The following is a 21872-nucleotide window of genomic DNA, read 5'->3' as shown; positions in this document are numbered from 1 at the left end:
TCGCAGCAAGAAACTTTGGTGATAGGCTTGTCGTGGGTAAGTCCCGATCAAATTTGAGCTTTTCGCTCACAAATGTTAATTTGCAACTATAGGTAGGGGCAGGTAGGAAAGCGAGGCAGCTATACTCTCAAGAGTGAAAGCCGAAATTCGTCAAAAGATGTACTCCCAGAAGCTGTTAAAACCAGATGGTCGCAAACTGACCTTATACAGCCGATATCCGATTGATGAGGGAATTATCGCCCCCAGTCCCAGCGATGAACCTCTGGGGGCAAACCCCCATTTGCGCTGGCATCCGTTGCGGGGGGAATGGATAGCATATGCCAGTCACCGTCAGGGGCGCACTTTCATGCCGCCGCCGGAATATAACCCCCTGGCACCGACTATCGATCCGAAGTTTCCGACAGAACTACCGCAAGGTAAGTATGACGTGGCGGTGTTTGATAACCGTTTTCCTTCAATGACTCTGGGGGCAAAGGATGCGCCTGTTAGCATTGTCGATACCTTACCAGCTAACGGGGCGTGCGAAGTTGTTGTTTTTACACAAGATCCAAATGCCAATCTCAGTACGTTGGAATTGGATCATCTGGAATTATTGTTGCAGGTGTGGAGCGATCGCACGCGCGTATTAGGAGATTCCCCGCAGATAAAATACGTCCTCCCCTTCGAGAATAAAGGCGTAGAAATGGGGGTAACGTTGCTGCATCCCCACGGGCAAATATACGCCTATCCATTTGTGCCACCTGTGCCAGCAAGAATGTTAGAAATGCAGCAAAAATATTACCAAGAACATCAGCGAGGTTTGCTGCAAGATTTAATCCAAAAAGAAATAGAAGATAACCAACGAATCCTTTATTTGGATGAGGAAGCGATCGCATTCGTTCCCGTTTGCGCCCGCTATCCCTACGAAGTTTGGCTTGCCCCGATTCAACCCGCAGCGACATTTTTAGATTTGACCGAAAAGCAGCGTCAAGGACTGGCGAGGGCGTTAAAAACAGTCACCCTTAAATACGATGGTTTGTGGCATCGTCCCTTTCCGTATTTAATGGCGTGGTTTCAAGCACCAACCGATGGAAATTATCATCCAGAAGCGCACTTACACGCCGAGTTTTATCCACCTTATCGTACAAGCGATCGCTTAAAATATCTAGCCGGAACCGAACTAGCAGCAGGAATGTTTGCTAACGATGCGCTTCCAGAAGATAAGGCGAAAGAATTGCAAGCTGTACATGTAAATCTTACAACTCCAGTGAGAGTATGAACAACGCTTTACAACTCACGTATCAAACCCGCCCGGAAATCAATTTCCACAGCTATAGCTCAAGTCCACTTAAGTGGACTAAAAAACAATCTTCAGTCCTCCCCCGCCCGCCAATGAATTTCCACAGCTATAGCAAAAGTCCACTCAAGTAAACTAAAAAACAATCTTCAGTCCGCTTGAGAGGACTGCTGCTAAAAGCCCTTGGATTTTAATATCCGGGATAGCAAAATTAATGGCGCGAAATTTCATCAGGCAAAAATGTTATGAACAACGCTTTACAACTCACGTATCAAACCCGCCCGGAAATCAATTTCCACAGCTATAGCTCAAGTCCACTTAAGTGGACTAAAAAACAATCTTCAGTTTTTTTGAAAGGACTGCTGCTAAAAGCCCTTGGATTTTAATCTACGGGCGGATGGAATTGCTAGTGCGAAATTTCAAAATTCGATAATTTAGGAGGGAAAATTATGAATTATAAATTCTCCTCAGAAGTTTCTGCCAAACTAGAATTAATCCGAAACGCATTAACAGAAACCGAAGCACAAGGCGTTCGTCTCAAAGGTACGGACTGGTTTGCATGGGCGACTGCTGGGGGTTCAAATACCGTATTGCTAACTGCAGAAACCGGAGTAGCAGAAGTATTGGTAACGTTAGAAAATGCTTGGATATTGACCGATGAAATTGAAGCCCAGCGGTTAAAAGATGAGGAAATTTCCGATAATTTTCAATTCCAAATCAACCCTTGGGCAGATGCAGAGGCGCGGGAATCTTTTGTAAGAGAAGCTACAAATGGGGGGAAAGTCTTATGCGATCGCCCCATTCCCCACATCGAAAAACGATTGCCCCCATCGCTGCAAAATCACAAACGGGTACTAATGTCAAGCGAATTAGAGCGATATCGCGAAGTCGGGCGTAAAGCAAGCGAAGCGATGACAGAAGTGCTAAAAGCCGCTAAGCCTACTTGGACAGAATATCAGCTAGCGGGCGCAGGTGCAGAAGCATTGTGGGCGAGGGGGTTACATCCAGCATTAACTTTAGTTGCTGGTGACTTGCGTTTACCACTTTATCGTCATGCTACACCCAGCAGCGAACAAATTGGACACCAAGCGATGATGGTATTTTGCGCTAGGGGATATGGTTTGTACGCGAATCTTACCCGATTTGTTTGTTTTGGCGCTATGGCGGATGAATACAAAAAATTGCACCAGGATATCCAACAAATCGAAGCTTGCGCGCTGAATTTATGCCAAGGAGGAACAGCGCTTAATTCCGTTTACGATGCGCTGAAACAAGCTTATGAAAAATATGGATATGCCAATGCCATCCGCGAACATCACCAAGGAGGAACAACCGGATATCTAGCGCGAGAAATTGTCGCAAATCCTACTACTACCGATACTTTGGCAGAAAATATGGCGGTTGCTTGGAATCCAAGTTTACCCGCTGCAAAGATTGAAGATACTTTTGTTATTCTGGCGGATGGAAAGTTGGAAAATCTAACTTTCGATGCCAATTGGCCTAGTATTGAAATAGAAGCGAGATTGCGCCCCTTGCCTTTGGAGATGGGATAATTTATAGCAGATTGCAGCCGAGGTACACCTGAGTTTGTTTAGCGGCACCCTTAAGGGTGCCGCTAGACAAACTCAGCCAAAAGGCTGTACCACAGACGAGTTTGCAATCTGCTGGAATGTAGGGGCGGGTTTTACCAACAATACATAAAAGAAGCCAAAAATATATATAAACCCGCCCCCACAGATCTAAAACTAAAAAAAGCAATGTTTTCCCTTTGAGTTATCTATTATGCCAGAGTTTCAGCAGGTATTTGATACCGCACCACAAACAGAAGCAAGTGCGCCAGGAAGGGTAAACTTACTCGGCGAACACACCGACTATAACGATGGGTTTGTTCTCCCAACGGCAATACCCCAACGCACGACTGTCCAACTAAGTTTCAGCAGCGATTCGCAGCACCATTTTTATTCCCAAGAACTCGACCAAAAGGTAAGTATTTCAGAAAATCATCCCACTACAGAAGGATTTGCTAGCTATATTTTGGGGTGTATTCGAGTTTTGGAAACAACCGGATATACAATACCGCCGCTAAATTTATACGTGACTTCTTCCGTACCGATGGGTTCGGGTTTGTCTAGCAGCGCAGCTTTGGAAGTCGCGACATTAAGGAGTTTACGTAAGCTCTTAAATCTCAACATCGATGATATCCAAATTGCCCAATTCGGACAACAAGCTGAAATTCAATATGCTGGCGTCCAATGCGGCATTATGGATCAAATGGCATCGAGTTTAGCCGATACTAATTCAATGTTATTTTTGGATACTCGTACCCTCTACCGTCGAGTATTACCTTTCCCCGCCGGTGCCGAAATTTTGGTCATCGATAGCGGCGTCCCTCGCAAGCTGGCAGGTAGTGGATATAACCAACGTCGCGGGGAATGCGAGGAGGGGGCAAAGTTGCTAAAAGTTAAAGCTTTAAGAGATATCGCCGATCCGCAAGCTGTAGAAATTTTACCCGAACCCCTGCGACGTCGCGCCCGTCACGTCGTGACAGAAAATAACAGAGTGCTGCAAGTACTCTCCGGTGTATCGGCGATCCGCTTTGGCGAATTAATGAATGCTTCCCACACCAGTCTGCGCGATGATTACGAAGTTTCCGTCCCCCCCTTGGATACCCTAGTAGCAATGTTACAAGAAACACCGGGAGTCTTCGGCGCGCGGTTGACGGGTGCGGGGTTCGGCGGTGCTTGCGTCGCCCTAGTTGAGGAAGGGAAGGCAGATGCGATCGCTTGCAACATCCTCACCCGTTACGAAAATGCTGGTTATAAAGGACACATATTAGTTCCGGAGATTACCTGATGCCGTCGGAAGTTATCGTTGGCAATGCCGCTGTTGATGGTTCGAGTCGCTGGGGTTGGTTCATCGGTCATTTTATCGAACCAAGCGATAGCCCTCGTTCCACCCCGGATGTAGAAGTAAAATGGGCGACCCATAAAGCTGGGGAAGGCAGATCCCAGTGGGCCGTGAATGCTTCTGCTACCACAGTTTCTATCCTGATTAGCGGGTGCTTCCGCCTGCAATTTTCCGATCGAGAAGTCGTCCTATCTCAACCAGGTGACTATGCACTCTGGCTTCCAGGCGTGCGTCATTGGTGGCTGGCTGAGTCTGATTGTACCGTTTTGACCGTCAGATGGCCCTCAAAACAGGGCGATAGCGTTGACATAGCAGGGTAGCACAGGCGTCTCGCCTGTGTGAGCAGGTGAGCAGGTGAGCAGGCATCGGAATTATAGAAATTTTCAATCGTATCAACGATCGTTGTAGGGGCACGGCATCAATCAGCTTTGCCCTTAACGAGAAGGTTTTCTCCCGCCGTGCCCCTTCAACCAATTTTAATCATTTAGATGCAACGGTCAACGATATGAGGTACACAGCTGTGCGGTGTACCTCATGCGGCTGCAATCCGCTATAGTTTCCCGAAATTGACACCCCTTGGCTTGATTCTGAAGCCATAGGCTATCATGGCGATTGCAATGGCGGCTCCAGGATTGTCTCCCCCCTATCACACTTTTTGCGAAAATTGTTTTATACAGCGTAAAATTCATCTAAAATTTACAGTATTTAACAATCGGACACGAAGGGCGACAATTCTAAAGAAAATATTATGAAATTTAAGTTTTCCCAATATAGATGTGAATATAGTTATGTCAAACGGGGTCAGCCAATATAAAGACCCTGACTATAAGACCCTCCTTTACGGGATGCTCAAATGGGGTCAGCTTTGATAAAGACCCTAACCTTAACAATGTGACACCTTGATAAAGTCACTCGTAGAGCGCCAGATCTGCAAATATAAGCAGACTGGCGCTTTACTTTAGGATAATTAAGCTCTATGGCGCGCTGCCTCTACCCGGAGGAAGAGCAAGCGGCGCAACACAGGTATAGCCAGAACTTACGCAAAGAAACCCGCAGGACTTAGGCACACGGGGCCAAAAACAAAGGTGATGCGTCAATCTCGCGACTTTTCATATCACCTTTGTTTTTTTGCGTAAGTCCTGACCCGGTTTCTAGGATCATCGCGCGTAAGTCCTGATACCTTAAGGTTGGTTGGTTTGAGAAACCCTTACCACATAAGGCGAGGGAATAGCTTGGGCGCTACCTTTGTTAACGAGTGCCTGGTAGACAAACGCCGCGATATCAGCGCGGGTAGCGACTTGGTTGGGATTTAAGAAAGTTTGTTGGGGAAAGTTGACCACCAGCTGCTGCTTGGTGGCGGCGGCGATGGGAGCGATCGCATAACCGGGAATTTGAGCTGCATCCTTGTAAAGCGAAACAATGCTGGCATCCCCAGGAGGCAGTTTTAATCCGCTGGCGAGGGAAACGAGTGCTTGAACTCTGGTAATTTCCTGGGCGGGGCGAAACGTGCGACTATCTACCCCAGACAGAAAACCACCCTGGTAAGCGACTTGAATATCTTGAAACGCCCAGAAATTGTGGCTCACATCGGCAAAACTCACCGCAGGGCGCACCGGAGGGGGAGAAAAAGCCTTATTGATAATAACGGCAAACTGAGCGCGGTTGACAGGTTCGCGGGGGCGAAACGTACCATCAGAAAACCCGGTTAAGATGCCTTTAGCAGCAAGTGCTTCGATATAAGGTTTCGCCCAATGACCTTCGATATCGGCAAAAGTCCCCGAACCCCCACCAGGCGGGTTAACTTGTGCTGCAACAAACTCCACCCGTCCAGTAATACGACTGCGGTTGATATCGTTACCCACAGCAGAAATAGTATTGCTCGCGGTGGAATTATTCAAGTCAGCTTTACCGTTACCGCGAATCAAGTTATTACCGGGGTTATCAGCAGTTCCGAGATCTGGTTGAGAATTAATCGTTGCGATGACGCCATCCCGCGCGTTGTTCTCAATTAAATTGCCGCGCAAAACCGGACGAGCGGAATCGTTAATATAAATTCCATCGGTATTTTGCAGAATGCGGTTTTCTACGACTAAAGGCGTGGAATTACCGCCGATAGCCATCCCAAAACCCGTATTTACAAACAAATTCCCGCGAATTTCGCCCTTGGCAGACTTCGCCACAGAAATACCGTTGGCGTCGTTTTCGCGGAAGATGTTATTTTCAATTTTCGGGTCAGCGGTTCCCGTAACAAATATCCCATCCCGCTTATTGGAAATAAAGATATTGTTGCGGATAACCGGATTGGTAGATTCAACCCAAACTCCGGTGCCGCGTTTATTCGGGTTAGTGATGGTCACGCCTGCAATCTGGCTATCGTTTTGAGCGAGTATCGTCACGTTTTGGCGGGAAAAAGTCGGACTGAGAAACTGTCCGCCGCCAATAATTACCACCGTTTGACCTTTGGAAGATTCATCGCCGCGCAGAGTAACGCCGCTTTTGAGCGTCAGGGGAAAAACTTCGCCCGTATCCGGCGTATAAGAGCCTGGTTGGAGCTGAATAATCGCATTTGCTTGCGCTTGCTGGAGCGCATAGCTAATTGTGCGATAAGGCGCAGTTTCGCTACTACCAGCACCCGCACTGTCGTTACCAGTTTGGGGGTTGACGTAAATAATATTCGCACCGACGGGAACTTGAGCCGTTTCGAGGCGCGTTGAATTGGAATTGGCTGCTACGGGGGGTGCAACTGCACTCCCAGCAGTCAAAATTAATAAAACTGCGACTAGGGGGGATGTTACCCCGCCCAATAGTGAGGTCTTCTCTAGCCTGGAAAAATGGTGCATAACGGAGTTTGGGGAAGCTTGCAATGGTTGTGAATTAAATTTGACCAACAATTAACCTGCCGAGTTCCACGCTGACTGTGGTGAGAAAGTTATACCATTTCTGGGTGCTGGGGTTATAGTGGGGTCGGAATGTTTGCGTACGCTTCCTCGACTTCAAGTGACCAAAGGGATGCGCGATCCAAAAAGTTTATCAAGCTAAAAATTATGTTGGCAGTCAATATGTTATATCAACAGGACTGACGCAAGGGCGTTGCCAGAAACCCGATTTCGACCGTCGTTCGCGTTCGCGCCGCGGCGCGCCAGCGCGAGCGCGGAAGGGAGGCATATCTATGGTTGCCAAATCAACGATTTCTCGGATCGCCCTTAGTTTCTTTGCGTAAGTCCCGCTCAAGTAAGTATAATTATTTGCTTATTTGCTTTTACTTAGATTAAAAAATAACAGTAATTCTTGAGAGGGTTGCCAATATGACATCACGAGAATCGAATGAAAGCAACGCCGTTGAAGTGGATGGAATTGAGTTTAAAACAGTGATGCCAGAGCGAATACTGCAAATTCCACCTAATCGCCCTGCTGCTAAAACTCAAGTTCAGTTTGGCATTGGGATTACTAATAATACAGCTAATCCTCGTCGGTTTTTACTTTTCTCGTTACTTCCAGACTTCCTTGAAATAAATAGAAAAAAATCCCACGTTACGGACCAAATGCCAATAGACCTCTCCAAAAACTGTCAAAGCCTCTCTAATATTGGTTTTGGACTGCCTGCCCCCGAAAGGGCAGGCAGTCCAAAACCAACGTTTAAATCAGGCTTTGGCAGTGTTGCAGTCAAATTATAGCGGATTTATCAGGTAATCTGATATCATATTTACTCAAAGTTTTTAGGGCTTTTAACTATTTAAAACTATTGCGCCTATTCGCCATCTGATTAATCCACATACTGTCAAAATTACTTGCTCATATCTTGAGGATTTTAATCGAAATCTTTCGGCAGCTATCCGAAATGTTTTTACCAACCTAATCAGATGTTCTACCACTACTCTTTTTTTGGCCTTTTTTTGATTTTCCTGTTTTTGTTCAACTGTAATTCCTTGACTTTTAGTTTTTTTATGAGGTGTATCTATCCCTGGATCTCCCACATAAGCTTTATAGAGTTGAAACTTTTGGTTATCACTTAACTCTGTCCGTCTTGATCGCCAAATTTTTATGTCGCTGGTTGCGACTGGCTTTCCTACTACTACATCCACTATCTCTTGGCCTTTAGGCATTACTATTAATTGGTTTTTAAATGTATGCCTTTTCTTCTTGCCTGAATAATACTTTTTTTGATCTTGATACTCCGTTGGTCTTTGACGGGGCTGCTCGCCAAATCCACTATTAACTCAAATTGGCTTAATATTTCTTCAATCCATTCCCATTCTGAGGCGTTTTTTTTTACTTGTTCTACTAGCGACGCTGGCAGCAGTTCTCTGAGAATTCCCAGCCAGTAGTGAAATATATAATTGGCTGCTGATTCACTTACTCCAAACTGAACTCCTAGCATCTGGAATGTCGGTAAGTGATGCAGATATACTAATGTCAGGATTACCTGATCGGTCAAGCTTAATTTTGGCTGCCTACCCCCTCCTGCTTTGATTATTCTCGTTTTTTTCTGTGCTACTGCAAGTTGTTTCTCCTTATGTAATCTTTCGGCTTGAACGATCAACTCTATTAGCTGCTCGTAATCTATTCCCACTAACCTTTGGCTTTCTGATGGGTGCTTTTCTATATATTCTCTCAGTAGGCTCATTTTTAGCAATGGTAAAACTCTATTTTACCCCACGCGCTCGCGGGATAGTTTGTTTGTTGTCGAGGTCTAATGTAACCACCACTCCTGAATCTTCTGATTTCAAATTATTGATGCCAGGAGAAAGTGAACTATTTTGGCGGCAAGGATATTTTTATTGGTTTGAGAATCAACTCAATTTTGAATTTATGAGGAAGGATGGTACTTATTGGTGGTTTAGTAATTTCAAAACAGGATCTTACTGGGTTCAATTCACTTATGAAAACCCCTATCCTGTATGGGAAAAGACGGGTTTTGCGGGTGAAACAGTCTATTTCAAACCCATGTGGAAAAAACCAACTTCCACCCCGTCAGCAAGTGACCCAATCAAAATGGAAGATATCTGGATAGGTGAGGTATCCACACTTCCTATTGATTTTTATCTCACTCAACCGTGAACAAAGGTTTTGTCAGATCTTCTCTTGACTACAATCCAAAATTTTTTGGCTAAAAATTCACCGACGCAACAAGGAAATAAAAATGCATAAAAAGCAATATTCTATTGCTGTGTTAACAGCAACGGTTTTAACCATTTTCAACGCTTATTATTCTAGTTATTCTAGTCAGGCTATAACACGGATATAGATAGCAACATTAGTTTTAACAGTACACTCTGATATTTGGTACTAACTCAAGTTGCTAGGTATTGGACTTTGGACAAAGAGGGAATTTATGCGCGATTATTAGACGCGAAGCAAATTTGGGTTTAACTAGCTTCAATGCCAAGACCAAGACGAGGAGATTTATCAGCCGATCGATCGCGCTTCTCTGGGATAATCTCACTTTCACCGTCATAATATAAGTCAAGCAAACTGTTAGTTAAAGAATTATATGATGTCCGGCAAATCACCCTTAATTAAAATTCTCCTCGTCCGGTGCCTCCCGGCGTCTGGGCGTCAGTCCTAACTATGGGTATTCAACCGGACATGATTTTAATCGTCCGTGCAATCTCATCAATTTGAGTAGGTCTGGTCACCTGGACTAATGCTGTGATATGCTCCTCACTACCAGCCAGTCCTAAAGGCTAAATCGGGATTTCCATCATTTCACGCCCTTTTCTCTCATCAATTGGTATCAACCACAAGGCGAGCATTTCTACTGGTGCAAGATATCAGTTAACTAATTAGTACATGAATAGCCATATTATCTTGTTGATCTAAGAAAAACTCAATTGGCGTAAAACCAGCGGCTTTCGCCATTTGCTGAAAGAAAGATACGGGATATTTGTGCGAATTAGAAATATGCAACTTTTGGTTAGCTTCAATGACATAATCCTTTTCAGCTATCCGAATTGTCTGACGTTTTTGGCTAACAGCATAGATTGATAAACAATAAGTATTATCATCCCATTGTATTAATGGATCGAAAGCATTAGGCTCAAAATCAATTAACTCTAAATCTCTTTTGATGCGGTGGAGAACATTCAGGACAAAATCCGTACCATTCTTACTAGCATATGCCTTCATCATTGAGGCTTCATTTTGATTTGCATCCTGACTAATTACCAAAAATCCACCTTTTCCCAATTGTTGGTGAATTATCCCCAATCGTTCAATCGTCAAAGCATTTTGCTCCATTGCATTTGCGCCTAAAGTGGAGTCTTCCCCAGAAGATTTATGGTGTAAATTAGATATACTATTACCTAAGAAATAGATAACTGGATTGTCATATTTTCCGCAATCAACTTCTCGATCGTAAAAATCTTTAATTAGATAGTTCGCTGGTAAATTTGGAAAATGTTTACGGCAGTTTTCTACGGCTGACTCTGCATAACTCATACATAAATCAATCGCTATATATCCCTGTGGCTCTATTAAAGCTTGTAACAATGGTAAAGTTTTCCGCATAAATGACTCGGAAGGACCAGGACCATAATCAATTAATGTCACCTGTTTTCCCAAGACATTAGCAATTCTTTGCCCAAATTTCGTTAATAAATAGGTTTCACCTTTATATAAATAGTAGTTGGGTGAGTTTTGAAATTCTGCTAACAGAATTGCTCCTTTCACTGGATCGCCAGTATACATTGGATCTGAGTATAGGTAAGGATCTAAATGTCCACCTTTACTTCCTACTAATAAACTTACTATATCCTGGGCAAATGAAGAATTAAAATTCTTTTGTGGCGACTGATTAAGCATTTTTTTCTTTTTTTCCGGCAATATATTTATTATAACTCAAGTTGCTAGTTATCGCAAGCGATCGCCAACCTAATTTACCCGCGTAGTGCGAGCCCTTAACTTGGATCAAACTACCGAGACTGTCACCAGGGTTTATCTAAGTATTTTTGTAATATTTTTGTCGTTTTAGCTACTTAAATTACTTAGTTTTTTACCAGACAGGTAGCTAGGGAGAGGCGATTGACAAAAATTTCCGCTCTGTTGACTAGAGGATGGGTTTATATAATAAAATAGCTTCAAAGATAGCCTTGGAGGGTAGGAGCGATCCGACCAGCGCGGGCGGATCGCCTTGGCAACGGAGCTTATATTTGTCTTACCCACACTGGTCGGCTCTTTTCGATTAACTAGCAAGTTGAGTTTTTATAGTTTAAAACACTAGAAATATATGCCACAAATATTTGATGCAATTATCATCGGTGCAGGTGCTATGGGTAGCGCTGCGGCTTATCATTTAAGTAAAGCCGGACAAAGGGTTTTACTGCTGGAACAGTTTGCTATTAATCATCAAAAGGGTAGTTCTTATGGTTCTTCTCGGATCATCCGTTATATTTATAATCATCCTACTTACATAGAGTTAGCAAAGGCTGCTTATCCGGGTTGGTTAGCCCTCGAAGCTGAAGCTGGGGAAACCCTATACACCAAAACAGGGGGATTTTTTTTTGGATTACCGGAAAATAAAATTTTGCCAGAGTATATTAAATGTACTCAAAGTGCAAATATTCCCTATGAATTCTTAAGTGCCCAAGAATTGTGCGCTCGCTACCCGCAGTTTTGCCTCAGTCAGGACATGTTGGTATACTATCAACAAGAGATAGGCTTTTTAGCTGCTTCCAAGTGTGTTCTCGCCCATATACACTTAGCCAAACAACATGGCGCTATTGTCAAAGAAGATACACCTGTTGTTAGAGTTACCGTAAATGCCTATGATGTGGAAATAACCACTCAAACAGATAGTTACATAGCAAATAAATTAATCATAACAGCAGGCTCTTGGGCACAATCAGTTTTGTCACCACTAGGCATAAATTTACCTTTAGTGACCATGCGTGCTCAATATAGTTGCTTTGAGCCAGATCGTATTTCTGCATATGAAGTAGGAAATTTTCCTATTTTCATCGGTTTCCTACATGAATTCTTCGGAGATATCATTTATGGATTTCCCTATAATCATGATGTTGGAGTTAAAGTAAATTTTAATGAAGGACAGCCAGTGAATCATGTGTCTGAGGTTAACTATACTCCTGACCAACATATAGTGCAGCTTCTACGCGACTTTAACTCCCAATATCTTCCTGATTTGGATATTGTACCCAAATCTTCACGGGTTTGCTTGTATACCATGACTCCAGACCGACACTTTATCATTGATCGACATCCAGAATATCCTCAGATTGTCTTTGCTGCAGGTTTTTCTGGACATGGATTCAAATTTGGTAACGTTGTTGGTAAAATTTTGTGCGATCTAACCCTAGAAGATAAAACCGAACATGATATTAGCCTCTTTAGTGCATTTCGTTTTGGTTAAAAGTGTTGCCAAAGACCAAACATAAATCTCATATCAAATCCGGTTACATCGGAATGATTGGTCTTTCTTGCTAATTGCTAATTGCTAATTGCCCCTACGCGCAGTAATTCCGATGCAAGAGGAAACTATATCACTCAACATTGATTCTTGTGTAGAGTGCATTATTCTTCCTTGTTTTCCAATTGAGTAATAAATTTTTTCCACACCCAATCCTGAAGGTCAACCTCGATGTATCTGAATAATAACTGTGTTCCCAGTGATAGCATTCTGACTAACATAAACATCGATAGCGATAACCAAAGTAGATGATTGCTGTGAAAATACCAAGCTGCAAAAGCCACAGGGGTAAATCCTAATCCAAAACAAGCTAAAGAGGCGTTACGAAGAATACGTCCTTCTGCTAAACCCAGGAAAAAGCCTTCTAGTGTAAAAGAAAGGGATGCGAATCCAAGGACAAGAATTAACCAACGAGTATAAATGTAAATTCCTTCGATGAATTCCCCATGATTAGTTAACAACCCCAATATCGTTTGGGGGAAAACAACACAAGCTAAGGCAAAAGTCAGTCCAATCACAAGGTTTGTTCCCCCTGACATCCCCAGCAAAAAAACGAAAGTTTTTTGCTCTCCTTTTCCTTGTGCATTTCCTGTCAGGCTTTCTGTCGCCATTTCCACTCCTTCCAAAAGGAAGAAGGTTAAGATTGCGATATTTAACATCAAGCCATTTTGAGTGAAGGTAATTGTGCCCATCTCGGAACTTAAGTAATTAAACAAGAGGAACGCCAAGATGATTGTCAGAGTTTTGACTAAAATGTTGGTGTTTAAAGCCAGGATTGATTTATAATTTGATAATCGGAAACTTTGTTCCAAAATCGCTCTGATATCTGTTTGGATGTCTGTCCGTGAAATCTGTACAGCTATTAAAATTAACCCTAGTAACAACATTAGATATTGGCTCAAAGTTTCGGAAAAGCCTGCTCCCATACTCGCCCAATTCCACTGAACAACAAATAGATAACTTAAGGCGATATTTGCACTATTTCCTACCAGTGACAACAGCAAGACTTTACCCCCTTCTTCCCGTCCCATAAGCCAACCCAAGATCGCAAAGTTGAGTAATACTGCGGGTGCTCCCCAAATACGAGCATTAAAATAATCAATTCCAGCCAATTCGACTTCTGGTGTACCACTTAAAATAGCAAATCCTAACTGCTGTAAAGGATGCTGTAACACCAGGATGATGATACCTAATCCCAGAGCCACTATGCTATTACGAAACCCTATCAACAGCACTTCCTCTTGATTATTACTTCCTACTGCTTGAGCAGTTAGTCCAGTAGTAGCCATGCGTACAAATATCAAACTCTGGTAGATAAAGTCAAATAAAATTGCGCCCATGATAATCCCAGATAAGTAGCTGGCATTACTCAAATGGCCGACAAAGGTAAGACTAATTAAACCTGCTAGAGGTATCATTATATTGGATAGAGTGTTAGCGATGGCTAGTCGGAAAAAACGAATAATATAGTTGTATGTCTGCAAATTTTACCTCACTTTTTAGCCCCGAAACCTTTGCCGTTTTCATTTATATTGTCATGATACGTATCGCGATTATATTGTCATGATACGCATCACCATTCGACAGCTTACATGATTTTTTATTTACTTCGAATGTTCAAGCATCCTCTTAATCTGAGGTTTGATTTCCTTCAGGTAATCAAGGGAAGTAATTTCATAAATCGTTGATTGCATCTCGTGAATATTAACTGATGTATCGCAGAGCTTGAGCAAATCAAAGTTAATAATCTGAGGTTGGTCGCTAAAGACGTAGGCAATTTCTCCATAACTTGATAATTGACTGGCACCAAAAACCTTAAGATCACCATTCTCACGGCAAACTCCCGCTTCTATTACGTACCAATAAATGGTGTATAGCTTTTCTTTATCCGTTTCCTTAGCCCTGACAATTTCACGTGAAATGAACTCAACAAAATCTCGATAAATTCGGTTAAGTATCAAAGGAATATGACCGAAAATGTCGTGCCAATAATCTGGTATGGGAGAGTAGTCTAAGTTATCAGCACCACGAATCACAGTTGCCACAGGAAAGTGCTTGTTAGCTAAGAGGTTAAAATATTCTTCAGATTCAATTAATCCACCTACTGGATATAATTTCCAACCAGTAAGTTTGTCTATTCTGGCAGAAAGCTTATCTATGTCAGGTATTGTTTCCATGATATCTCTCAGTGTTTGCACTCCATCTAAGAACTCTTGACAAGCGTAACCTTCTATAGCTTTTAATTGTCTATTCAGTAATTTTTTCCAAATATTATTGCTTGATTTTTCATAAATGGAAACCATGGAAGAATCAGTTTTTAAGTTAGAATACAACGAACCTGTCATTTGACGTAGCGACTCTGGGTCAATTCGAACTTTACACTGGCATCATATTCTATTGTTCTGTAAAAATCAAGCAATTCCGTAAAAGCTCACCGCAACTGGGTTGTGGTATTACAAATGAGGCAAGGCAAGGCCAATGGACAGGCTTAGTCAGGCTGCCTTTGATAAAACTGGGATTGACATCCTCCCCTCCTAAATTGCTTCACGCTACGCGCTCGCAATTATAGAAGGGGATTCCATAAAGTCACCGCTACGGAGTTTCTGCTTCATAGATTCTTGCCTAGACATTTCTGTCCCCGGTAGACCATCTCCACAGACATTTTCTAGCACTGATTGTCCCTCAGCACTTATCAATCTCAATCCAGGTTTTTTGACTACTCTCGCGCTGCCACATCTCTATCTGTTTGGTACTGGCATTCTGGGCAGGAATGAACCCTAACACTCAAATCTTTGGGCGTATCAGCATCACATACTGGACAGATCTGAGACGTACCATTGCAGTTCACCTTGGCGAAATAGACATCTCGCTTCCAACATACCCACTGCAATATGTTGAGAAACTGCCCAAACGCCGCATCTAGAGTGTGCTTGCACAGCATCCCTCTAGACATTGCCTTGAGATTCAAGTCTTCAGCAAATATCATCCCGGCGCTATTACACAGATAATGAGCCTTCTTGAAGTGCCAATCTTTCCTGGAATTAGAGATGTGTTCATGCAGCAAGGCTATCTTTTGGTTGAGTTTGTGCCAGTTACGACTACCCTTCTTCTTGTGTTTTAGTCTTCTCTGTAGCAATTTAAGCTTACGCGAAGCATCAACAAAAAATTTGGCTCTGGCAATCAACTCTCCCTCAGATGTAGCCTTAACGAGCGTTCAACCCTAAATCGATTCCTACCGGGTGACCATGAGGCAGAATATCCGGTACTTGTACGTCACACTGCAAAGACAGCATCACATAATAACCAGATGCCCTTCTCACGATTCGAGCCTGTTTGAGGTCGAATCCTTGAGGAATTGGACGGGAGAGAATCATCTTAACCTGACCAATTTTGGGCAAGTCAATATAATCTCCAGCCACGACGCGACTCATTTGTGGAAACACAAACGAGCGCATCCTACCTGGTTTCTTAAATCTAGGAAAACCAAATCCACGTTCCCACATTGATACAAATGCTGTCTCCAAGTTTTTTAACACTTGTTGCAGCACTTGAGATTGCGGGATTTTTAAGGCAGGGTATTCCTTCTTCGCTGCTGTCAATGCCTTGCACTGACTAGCATAGGTAGGACGTTTCGTATCAACCGGAATAATATATTCCTGATTAATGCTACAGCGGTCTATGTCACACTTCCTAGAGTTAGCCCAATCTTTGCGTTCTCTAAGCGCAAACTTCCACACTGAACTACAGATTTTCAACCACTCGTCAAAAATCTTTATTTGTTCCAGCGTTGGTACTAGCTTGTACTCGTAGGTTATTGTTAGCATGTTACAACAATAACATGCTTTAAAAAAATTAGATATAGTTTTCTAAGAAAAGAGTAAGTACCATAGATCTTGTCCGCCATTCATCCCCCACTAAACATTTCGCTGTCGCTCACTGTTATAGTGGGGGCATTCTGGCGGTTGAAGGTAAAAACGGACAGCTACGTACAATGTCAATACCTACCTACAAAGCGCACAATCTGATTTTGGACACAACTTTATCGATAGGCATTTTGGGCATGTTGTGTTACGCTGCACTGCTAGTATTTTGTTTTAGACTTATTCAATTATCACCATTACGCGGCATTGAAGCTTTAGTAGTCGCTTATATTGTCTTCACTTTGACTTGGTTTGAATGCGCCCAGTTTAGCCATATCGCTTGGTGGGTACTCAGTCTTTCGGGGGGTGAAGAATCACTTGCGGATCGGTATAACAAAATATCACAGCGCTGTCCCAATAGGCAACAATATGACTGGGGCTTTCGTCGGGGTTGATTCAATCCAAACCCGGGTGCCGCGTTGATTCGGGTTAGTAATAACTCAAGTTGCTAGTTATCTCTCTGGGAGCGGCTAATGGCTAATGGCTAATGGCTAATGTCAGTAAAAATCCTAGATTAGCAATTAGCAATTAGCAATTAGCAACGCCCTTGTTTATAACTAGCAACTTGCGTTATGTAATTGAACTCATCTGAGCAAGTTGAATGATTGGTGATTTAGACCAACTTTCTCCCTGCACTAAGGTATGCACTTGCCAATTGGGTGAGGTTTGGGGATAATCGCTGCGGTAATGTCCACCTCGGCTTTCGGTGCGCCAAGCAGCACTTTTGAGGATTAAGTAGGCAATATCGAGCAAATTGAGGGTTTCGGCACAAGTCCGGAGTTGCTGTTGAGCATTGGCTGAGGTTAATTGCACCGTTAGGTTAGGTGTCAGGTTGAGCAGGTATTGAGTTACTTCTTTTGCTGCTAATTCACAACGCCAAGCACTAATTTGCACGATTGCAGCCTCCAATGCTGCTTGGGAGCGACAAATTCCGGCACTTTGCCACATTAGTTGGGGCAAATTTTGCCGCACTGAGGTAATCCACTCCATTTCTCCTTCCCAGTCTCGTTGCTCGGTAATTGCAGAGGGAGACGCTTCAGGGGTCAAATTAGGTTCAATTTCCAACCGAGACAGTTCAGCAGCAAAAACTAGGCATTCCAATAGAGAGTTGCTAGCTAAACGATTGGCACCGTGAACCCCTGTACTCGCTGTTTCACCAATGGCATATAGTCCCTCAATTGAAGTTTCACTATGTACATCGGTAACGATTCCTCCCATCCAGTAATGAGCAGCAGGAGCGACTGGAATGGGTTCTTTAAACGCATCAATCCCCCACTGTTGACAAACTTGGATGATATTGGGGAAACGGTGGCGAATTTGCTCAGTGGGGATGGGGTGCAAGTCTAAGTAGACACAATATGGCTCTGGTACTGTTTGCTGTAAGTGACTAAAAATTGCCCGACTGACTACATCTCTTGGTGCTAGTTCCCCATCAGAATGATAATTAAAGGCAAAGCGCTGCCCTTGGGAATCTACTAAATGCGCCCCTTCTCCTCTGACTGCTTCACTAATCAGAAAACGGGGTGCCCCCGGTTTGGTTAAAGCGGTAGGATGAAATTGGAAAAACTCTAAATCCCGTACTATAGCTCCCGCACGCCAAGCTAGTGCGACTCCGTCTCCGGTACTTACCAGCGGATTAGTGGTTTGGGAAAATACTTGACCGCCACCACCAGTTGCTAAGATGACTGCAGATGCTTTGATCCACCTAATTTGCCCTTGGCAAAGTACACTAATCCCCTGACAATGACCAGTTGAGTCATTAATCCACAAACTCAAAGCAAATGCTGGAGAAATTACTTGGATATTAGGACGCTGCAAGACTTGTTCAATCAGAGTATCGACGATCGCTCGCCCTGTGGTATCGGCAGAATGGAGGACACGGGGACGGGAGTGAGCTGCCTCTAGAGTCATGGCTAGCTTTTCCCCTTGGCGATCAAAGGCTACTCCCATTTCTAAGAGCGATTTAATCGCAGCAGGAGCATTCTCGACTAAAAACTTTACCGCTTCTGGTTCGCAAAGACCTGCACCAGCCTTGATGGTATCCTCAAAATGTAACTCTGGTGTGTCTGAGGGGTCAATGGCAGCCGCAATCCCTCCTTGCGCCCAGCTACTCGACCCAGTTTTGAGGGCATCTTTGGTAATTAAGCCGACTTGTAAGTGAGTAGGTAAGCATAGAGCCGCATAGAGTCCAGCTGCACCACTACCTACTACCAGAATGTCGAACTGGGAGAGAATTTTTGGGGATACCATTACTAAGCCCTAAAACAATATTTCAGAAGAAATGAGCGCACCTCGTTCCGCCATGGTGTATAAACCGACATGATGGGCTATATCTTGGGAATGAATAGCTGTTTTTGGTAGAACCAATTGAGTTACCATTTCTGGGCTCATGTCGTAGGTAGCGCAACCTTTAGTATAAACGGCGATATCTTTGAGAGTGGGTGTAAGGTTGTGATTTCTGGCGGATAACATCGTGACAACGAAATCCATCACGCAGATATCGGTGCAGATTCCTACTACTACTAAGGCTTCTAGTTTATTTTGGTTGACCCATTCTAGTAAGGTATTATTTCCTGTGTCTTTTGCGCTCGCACCGATAAAACCATTGATACAGTCTTTTTCAATCAAGGTGGTGTGAGGGTTATCTTCTAACCATTCCAGTTGAGGAACTAACTTTTCTTCTCCAGATCCCTTCTCGCAATGAGTGGGATAGGGGGGTTCTGGTTGGGAGCATGTCAACGAGAGTAGCCGACACCCGCGCATGGTGTCGCTACACAAACAAAGCCTGCCAAAGCAGGCTTTAAAAGCTTTAGCCCGCTTTAGCGGGCTTCGTTTGTATAGCCGCACCCTTCAGGGTGTTGGCGTAGATTTGCAAAACTGACATGCTCCCGTTCGGGTTTGCCTGGTTCGTGGGTATCTAAAAATGCTAATACTGGTAAACCTCTATTAGTAAACGTTTTGGCTAAACGGTTACTTTCTGTAACCATCGTCTCTATTTGTTCCTTGGGTTCAGTTGGTGCTGCACAGCCATAACCAACGGTACAAAACCCGTTAACGACATCGACAACAATTAAACCTGTAGGGCGATCTCCTATGGTGTAAGGTTGAGGGTCAATCGGTAAGGCAGCTTCAATGGCTGCTAAGGTCGAATCTAGTATAACTCAAGTTGCTAGTTATCTCTCTGGGAGCGGCTAATGGCTAATGGCTAATGGATCGATTGGTAAAAATCCAAGATTAGCAATTAGCAATTAGCAATTAGCAACGCCAAAGTTTATAACTAGCAACTTGCGTTAGTATAGTTAAAGTTTTCGGCATCAAGATATCCTGGTTATCTAGTCAAAACTGAGAAAGCGGTAAGTTACCTATTCTATCTGGTCTAGTAAAATTCCGGCATTACCTAACTCTTCTCTAAGGTCTTGTATTGCTTGATTAATTACCCTACCTACTTCTTCTTTGAAACTACCACATTCAGAAATAGTCACCTTTATTTTTGCATCTATATCGATTTTTATTATATAAAATTAATATCTAATTTTTTTTAGACACATTATTTAAAATAGGAGCAATAATAGATTCATCTTTACTATCGACAACTGCAACTTTATCCAAAAAACATTTATGACCAAATTTTTCATCAAGAATAGGTAGCAAAGACTCTTCAAAGATTCCTTTAAGTTCTCTAGGTACGCCAGGTAAGCTAACGAGCGTGCTTTCTTTTACTTTTGATATGACTGCCGGAGCTGCTCCAACAGGGTTGTATATCGGAATTGAACCCATAGGTAAAAGACCCATTTTTTCTCGGGCTGGTGTCATTCTTGGATCGTCAACATATCCTTTTTTAGCAAATTCTTGATATTTATGCTTGACAAAAGCTATTGCTTGTGCATCAGCTTTTAAAGGTTGATTTATTGCTCTGGCTATAGCTTCAATAGTCATGTCATCAACTGTTGGTCCCATTCCTCCTATGGTAAAAATCACCTCAGTTTTCCTTTGCAATGCCGATTGGATTTCTGTAGCAATTGCATCTAAATTATCCCGGAGGATTACAGAACGGTTGATTTTTCCACCCAGACCAACGATCTGTTTGATAATCCAGTGGGTATTAGTATCAAGTACATCTCCAATTAAAAGTTCGTTTCCTATTGCCAATATTTCTACTCTTACCATACTTTCTCTCTTTTAATGCGGCTGAAATACTGTATTTTTATTTATCGCCTTGTACTTAAACTTTTCGCCAACGTTCGGCAGACTCTGCCATGCGCTGTCCTAATCGGAAAGCTGTTAGTCGATCGCCTGGAGCGAGATTGAGTTCGCCTTCGCTTCCACTGATACCTGTACCTTGACCCATCACTCCTAAAAACGACCCCAGACGATTCACCCCATCATCTTTTTCCAAAAAATGGCTTGGTAAATCTCCAACGTTGACCCAAATCATACCATGTTGATCCGCATTAATTGCTAGGTAAAGTAGTGTGCTTTGTTTGTCACCACTAGCAGAACTGGGGAATGGATAAAACCAGCAGCAATTTTGTCTTTCCATCCTTGCCTAAACCAGACTTCACTAGCAGCATCAATAAAGAGTTTAAACTGACCGGACACACCTCCCATATAAGTTGGCGAGCCAAACACAATTGCATCAGCGTGGTTAAGCTTTTCTATGATTTCTGCATCTTGCCACACTCCATTCACAATCTGCTCTTCCACAATTCGCAACAACTCAACCTTCACTCCTACCACTTGACTAGCTCCTTCAGCTATGGCTTCAGCCATCAAGTGTGTCTTACCAGAACCTGAAAAATATACAATCGCTAATTTAGACATAAATTACCTTACTCATATTGTCTTGAAAGCATTTCCTTATAACTTTCGCTCCGCAAATTTTCTCTAACTTTACTTAAAATTTTTCCCAGATAATTCTTGCCACTGCCATCTTTACCATAGCCCCAATAGTAGTCTCCAATATCTTTTTGAATAATGATTTTTTACCCCGTATTTAGCAGAATTTTGCGAAGATCTGCATGAGTCTGAAACTTGCAGAGTACCGCGAGGCGCATCACATCATATTTGATTTGTTTCCAGTCGCTACGGTACAAATAAGCGTGACCTAGTTTAGCTGCTTCTTCGGGAGTTTTTGCCAATCTAATTGTTTCGGCATGGGCACTGCCAGCAAATTTCTGGGCTTGATAATAATGCTCTGCTGTAGACCACCAGAGTCTGTCTATTTCAAAACCGTGTGAGGAAAAGTTGCAGAAACAACCCTATGGTTTTTCGTTATCAGTAAAAAAATAAATAGTCATGATTTTCTCTAATCAATGTACGTTGCTTGTGAAAAAAAACAAGTAGTGAG

The 21872-nt window shown here is 43.0% G+C and carries 21 protein-coding genes and 2 pseudogenes; 8 read left to right on the top strand and 15 right to left on the bottom strand.

Annotation, left to right across the window (positions count from 1 at the left end; genetic code table 11):
- The first annotated feature begins 157 nt into the window (after nt 1-157).
- The 4 genes from galT to MiSe_RS19715 all read left to right on the top strand — a co-directional run bounded on the left by galT (nt 158) and on the right by MiSe_RS19715 (nt 4503).
- Nucleotides 158-1258: a galactose-1-phosphate uridylyltransferase gene (gene galT / locus MiSe_RS19730; protein WP_226584063.1), complete on the top strand. Its 1101-nt coding sequence runs from the start codon at nt 158-160 to the stop codon at nt 1256-1258.
- Nucleotides 1259-1725: 467 nt separating this feature from the next.
- Nucleotides 1726-2829 (top strand): M24 family metallopeptidase, encoded by a 1104-nt coding sequence (locus tag MiSe_RS19725; RefSeq protein WP_226584022.1) that lies wholly within the window; start codon nt 1726-1728, stop codon nt 2827-2829.
- Nucleotides 2830-3058: 229 nt separating this feature from the next.
- A complete protein-coding gene (galK, locus tag MiSe_RS19720; RefSeq protein ID WP_226584020.1) occupies nt 3059-4129 on the top strand; it encodes a galactokinase in 1071 nt (356 codons plus the stop codon).
- Nucleotides 4129-4503: a signal peptidase I gene (locus MiSe_RS19715; RefSeq protein WP_226584018.1), complete on the top strand. Its 375-nt coding sequence runs from the start codon at nt 4129-4131 to the stop codon at nt 4501-4503. Before galK ends, MiSe_RS19715 begins: the two co-directional genes overlap by 1 nt.
- 861 nt (nt 4504-5364) lie before the next feature.
- Here the strand turns inward: MiSe_RS19715 and MiSe_RS19710 are convergent.
- Nucleotides 5365-7023, bottom strand: a complete 1659-nt coding sequence (locus MiSe_RS19710; protein ID WP_444980523.1) for a DUF1565 domain-containing protein — start codon at nt 7021-7023, stop codon at nt 5365-5367.
- Nucleotides 7024-7488: 465 nt separating this feature from the next.
- Between MiSe_RS19710 and MiSe_RS19705 the strand changes: the two genes are divergently transcribed.
- Nucleotides 7489-7857 carry a hypothetical protein gene (locus tag MiSe_RS19705; protein WP_226584014.1) on the top strand — a complete coding sequence of 123 codons (369 nt, stop codon included), beginning with the start codon at nt 7489-7491 and terminating at the stop codon, nt 7855-7857.
- Nucleotides 7858-7908: 51 nt separating this feature from the next.
- Here MiSe_RS19705 and MiSe_RS19700 read toward each other — a convergent pair.
- Nucleotides 7909-8322 (bottom strand): annotated as a pseudogene (locus tag MiSe_RS19700) (transposase family protein); the annotation flags it as partial.
- The gene (locus MiSe_RS19695; protein ID WP_226584012.1) at nt 8292-8807 is read right to left on the bottom strand and encodes a helix-turn-helix domain-containing protein; all 516 of its coding nucleotides are present in this window, start codon (nt 8805-8807) and stop codon (nt 8292-8294) included. The gene MiSe_RS19695 and the pseudogene MiSe_RS19700, both read right to left, overlap by 31 nt.
- 8 nt (nt 8808-8815) lie before the next feature.
- Between MiSe_RS19695 and MiSe_RS19690 the strand changes: the two genes are divergently transcribed.
- On the top strand, nt 8816-9241 hold the full coding sequence (locus MiSe_RS19690) for a hypothetical protein (protein ID WP_226584009.1): 426 nt from the start codon (nt 8816-8818) through the stop codon (nt 9239-9241).
- A gap of 717 nt (nt 9242-9958) precedes the next feature.
- On the opposite strand, the gene MiSe_RS19685 is transcribed toward MiSe_RS19690, so the two are convergent.
- On the bottom strand, nt 9959-11005 hold the full coding sequence (locus MiSe_RS19685) for an L-histidine N(alpha)-methyltransferase (protein WP_226584006.1): 1047 nt from the start codon (nt 11003-11005) through the stop codon (nt 9959-9961).
- Nucleotides 11006-11408: 403 nt separating this feature from the next.
- On the opposite strand from MiSe_RS19685, the gene solA reads away from it, so the two are divergent.
- A complete protein-coding gene (solA, locus tag MiSe_RS19680) occupies nt 11409-12548 on the top strand; it encodes an N-methyl-L-tryptophan oxidase (RefSeq protein ID WP_226584003.1) in 1140 nt (379 codons plus the stop codon).
- A 161-nt stretch (nt 12549-12709) separates the two neighbouring features.
- Here the strand turns inward: solA and gntT are convergent, their stop codons facing one another.
- The 4 genes from gntT to MiSe_RS53885 all read right to left on the bottom strand — a co-directional run bounded on the left by gntT (nt 12710) and on the right by MiSe_RS53885 (nt 16429).
- Complete coding sequence (gene gntT / locus MiSe_RS19675) at nt 12710-14089, bottom strand: guanitoxin biosynthesis MATE family efflux transporter GntT (RefSeq protein WP_226583999.1); 1380 nt, start codon at nt 14087-14089, stop codon at nt 12710-12712.
- Nucleotides 14090-14209: 120 nt separating this feature from the next.
- A complete protein-coding gene (locus tag MiSe_RS19670; RefSeq protein ID WP_226583996.1) occupies nt 14210-14950 on the bottom strand; it encodes a hypothetical protein in 741 nt (246 codons plus the stop codon).
- Between the two features lie 371 nt (nt 14951-15321).
- Complete coding sequence (locus tag MiSe_RS53890; protein WP_307731474.1) at nt 15322-15789, bottom strand: RNA-guided endonuclease InsQ/TnpB family protein; 468 nt, start codon at nt 15787-15789, stop codon at nt 15322-15324.
- Between the two features lie 19 nt (nt 15790-15808).
- Nucleotides 15809-16429: an RNA-guided endonuclease InsQ/TnpB family protein gene (locus tag MiSe_RS53885; protein ID WP_307731473.1), complete on the bottom strand. Its 621-nt coding sequence runs from the start codon at nt 16427-16429 to the stop codon at nt 15809-15811.
- 167 nt (nt 16430-16596) lie between these two features.
- On the opposite strand from MiSe_RS53885, the gene MiSe_RS19660 reads away from it, so the two are divergent.
- A complete protein-coding gene (locus tag MiSe_RS19660; protein WP_226583992.1) occupies nt 16597-16920 on the top strand; it encodes an O-antigen ligase family protein in 324 nt (107 codons plus the stop codon).
- Between the two features lie 175 nt (nt 16921-17095).
- Here the strand turns inward: MiSe_RS19660 and nadB are convergent, their stop codons facing one another.
- From nadB to ybiA, 7 genes and pseudogenes are all read right to left on the bottom strand, one after another.
- Nucleotides 17096-18775, bottom strand: a complete 1680-nt coding sequence (gene nadB, locus MiSe_RS19655; protein ID WP_226583990.1) for an L-aspartate oxidase — start codon at nt 18773-18775, stop codon at nt 17096-17098.
- 9 nt (nt 18776-18784) lie between these two features.
- The gene (locus MiSe_RS19650) at nt 18785-19264 is read right to left on the bottom strand and encodes an isochorismatase family protein (protein ID WP_226583988.1); all 480 of its coding nucleotides are present in this window, start codon (nt 19262-19264) and stop codon (nt 18785-18787) included.
- Nucleotides 19265-19344: 80 nt separating this feature from the next.
- Nucleotides 19345-19596, bottom strand: a complete 252-nt coding sequence (locus MiSe_RS19645) for a cysteine hydrolase family protein (protein ID WP_226584060.1) — start codon at nt 19594-19596, stop codon at nt 19345-19347.
- Nucleotides 19597-20053: 457 nt separating this feature from the next.
- Nucleotides 20054-20692, bottom strand: coding sequence for a competence/damage-inducible protein A (locus MiSe_RS19640; RefSeq protein ID WP_226583986.1), 639 nt, complete (start codon nt 20690-20692; stop codon nt 20054-20056).
- Nucleotides 20693-20747: 55 nt separating this feature from the next.
- Nucleotides 20748-20960, bottom strand: a complete 213-nt coding sequence (locus MiSe_RS19635; RefSeq protein ID WP_226583984.1) for a hypothetical protein — start codon at nt 20958-20960, stop codon at nt 20748-20750.
- Between the two features lie 23 nt (nt 20961-20983).
- Nucleotides 20984-21346, bottom strand: a complete 363-nt coding sequence (locus MiSe_RS19630; protein WP_226583981.1) for a flavodoxin family protein — start codon at nt 21344-21346, stop codon at nt 20984-20986.
- Between the two features lie 8 nt (nt 21347-21354).
- Nucleotides 21355-21822, bottom strand: a pseudogene (ybiA, locus tag MiSe_RS53880) (riboflavin biosynthesis intermediates N-glycosidase).
- Nucleotides 21823-21872: the final 50 nt, after the last annotated feature.

Source organism: Microseira wollei NIES-4236 (assembly GCF_020521235.1).
GTDB lineage: Bacteria > Cyanobacteriota > Cyanobacteriia > Cyanobacteriales > Aerosakkonemataceae > Microseira > Microseira wollei.
Note: the sequence above shows the minus strand (reverse complement) of the source record. Positions and strands in the feature narration are given on the sequence as shown.

What these genes read in the sequence shown, in the direction of transcription:
- nadB (WP_226583990.1), bottom strand. Translation starts at nt 18,775, where the DNA reads ATGGTATCCCCAAAAATTCTCTCCCAGTTCGACATTCTGGTAGTAGGT.
- galT (WP_226584063.1), top strand. Translation starts at nt 158, where the DNA reads ATGTACTCCCAGAAGCTGTTAAAACCAGATGGTCGCAAACTGACCTTA.
- MiSe_RS19710 (WP_444980523.1), bottom strand. Translation starts at nt 7,023, where the DNA reads ATGCACCATTTTTCCAGGCTAGAGAAGACCTCACTATTGGGCGGGGTA.
- MiSe_RS53885 (WP_307731473.1), bottom strand. Translation starts at nt 16,429, where the DNA reads ATGCTAACAATAACCTACGAGTACAAGCTAGTACCAACGCTGGAACAA.
- MiSe_RS19725 (WP_226584022.1), top strand. Translation starts at nt 1,726, where the DNA reads ATGAATTATAAATTCTCCTCAGAAGTTTCTGCCAAACTAGAATTAATC.
- MiSe_RS19695 (WP_226584012.1), bottom strand. Translation starts at nt 8,807, where the DNA reads ATGAGCCTACTGAGAGAATATATAGAAAAGCACCCATCAGAAAGCCAA.
- MiSe_RS19635 (WP_226583984.1), bottom strand. Translation starts at nt 20,960, where the DNA reads ATGATTTGGGTCAACGTTGGAGATTTACCAAGCCATTTTTTGGAAAAA.
- MiSe_RS19660 (WP_226583992.1), top strand. Translation starts at nt 16,597, where the DNA reads ATGTCAATACCTACCTACAAAGCGCACAATCTGATTTTGGACACAACT.
- MiSe_RS19690 (WP_226584009.1), top strand. Translation starts at nt 8,816, where the DNA reads ATGGTAAAACTCTATTTTACCCCACGCGCTCGCGGGATAGTTTGTTTG.
- galK (WP_226584020.1), top strand. Translation starts at nt 3,059, where the DNA reads ATGCCAGAGTTTCAGCAGGTATTTGATACCGCACCACAAACAGAAGCA.
- MiSe_RS19715 (WP_226584018.1), top strand. Translation starts at nt 4,129, where the DNA reads ATGCCGTCGGAAGTTATCGTTGGCAATGCCGCTGTTGATGGTTCGAGT.
- MiSe_RS19630 (WP_226583981.1), bottom strand. Translation starts at nt 21,346, where the DNA reads ATGTCTAAATTAGCGATTGTATATTTTTCAGGTTCTGGTAAGACACAC.
- MiSe_RS19705 (WP_226584014.1), top strand. Translation starts at nt 7,489, where the DNA reads ATGACATCACGAGAATCGAATGAAAGCAACGCCGTTGAAGTGGATGGA.
- MiSe_RS19640 (WP_226583986.1), bottom strand. Translation starts at nt 20,692, where the DNA reads ATGGTAAGAGTAGAAATATTGGCAATAGGAAACGAACTTTTAATTGGA.
- MiSe_RS19670 (WP_226583996.1), bottom strand. Translation starts at nt 14,950, where the DNA reads ATGACAGGTTCGTTGTATTCTAACTTAAAAACTGATTCTTCCATGGTT.
- solA (WP_226584003.1), top strand. Translation starts at nt 11,409, where the DNA reads ATGCCACAAATATTTGATGCAATTATCATCGGTGCAGGTGCTATGGGT.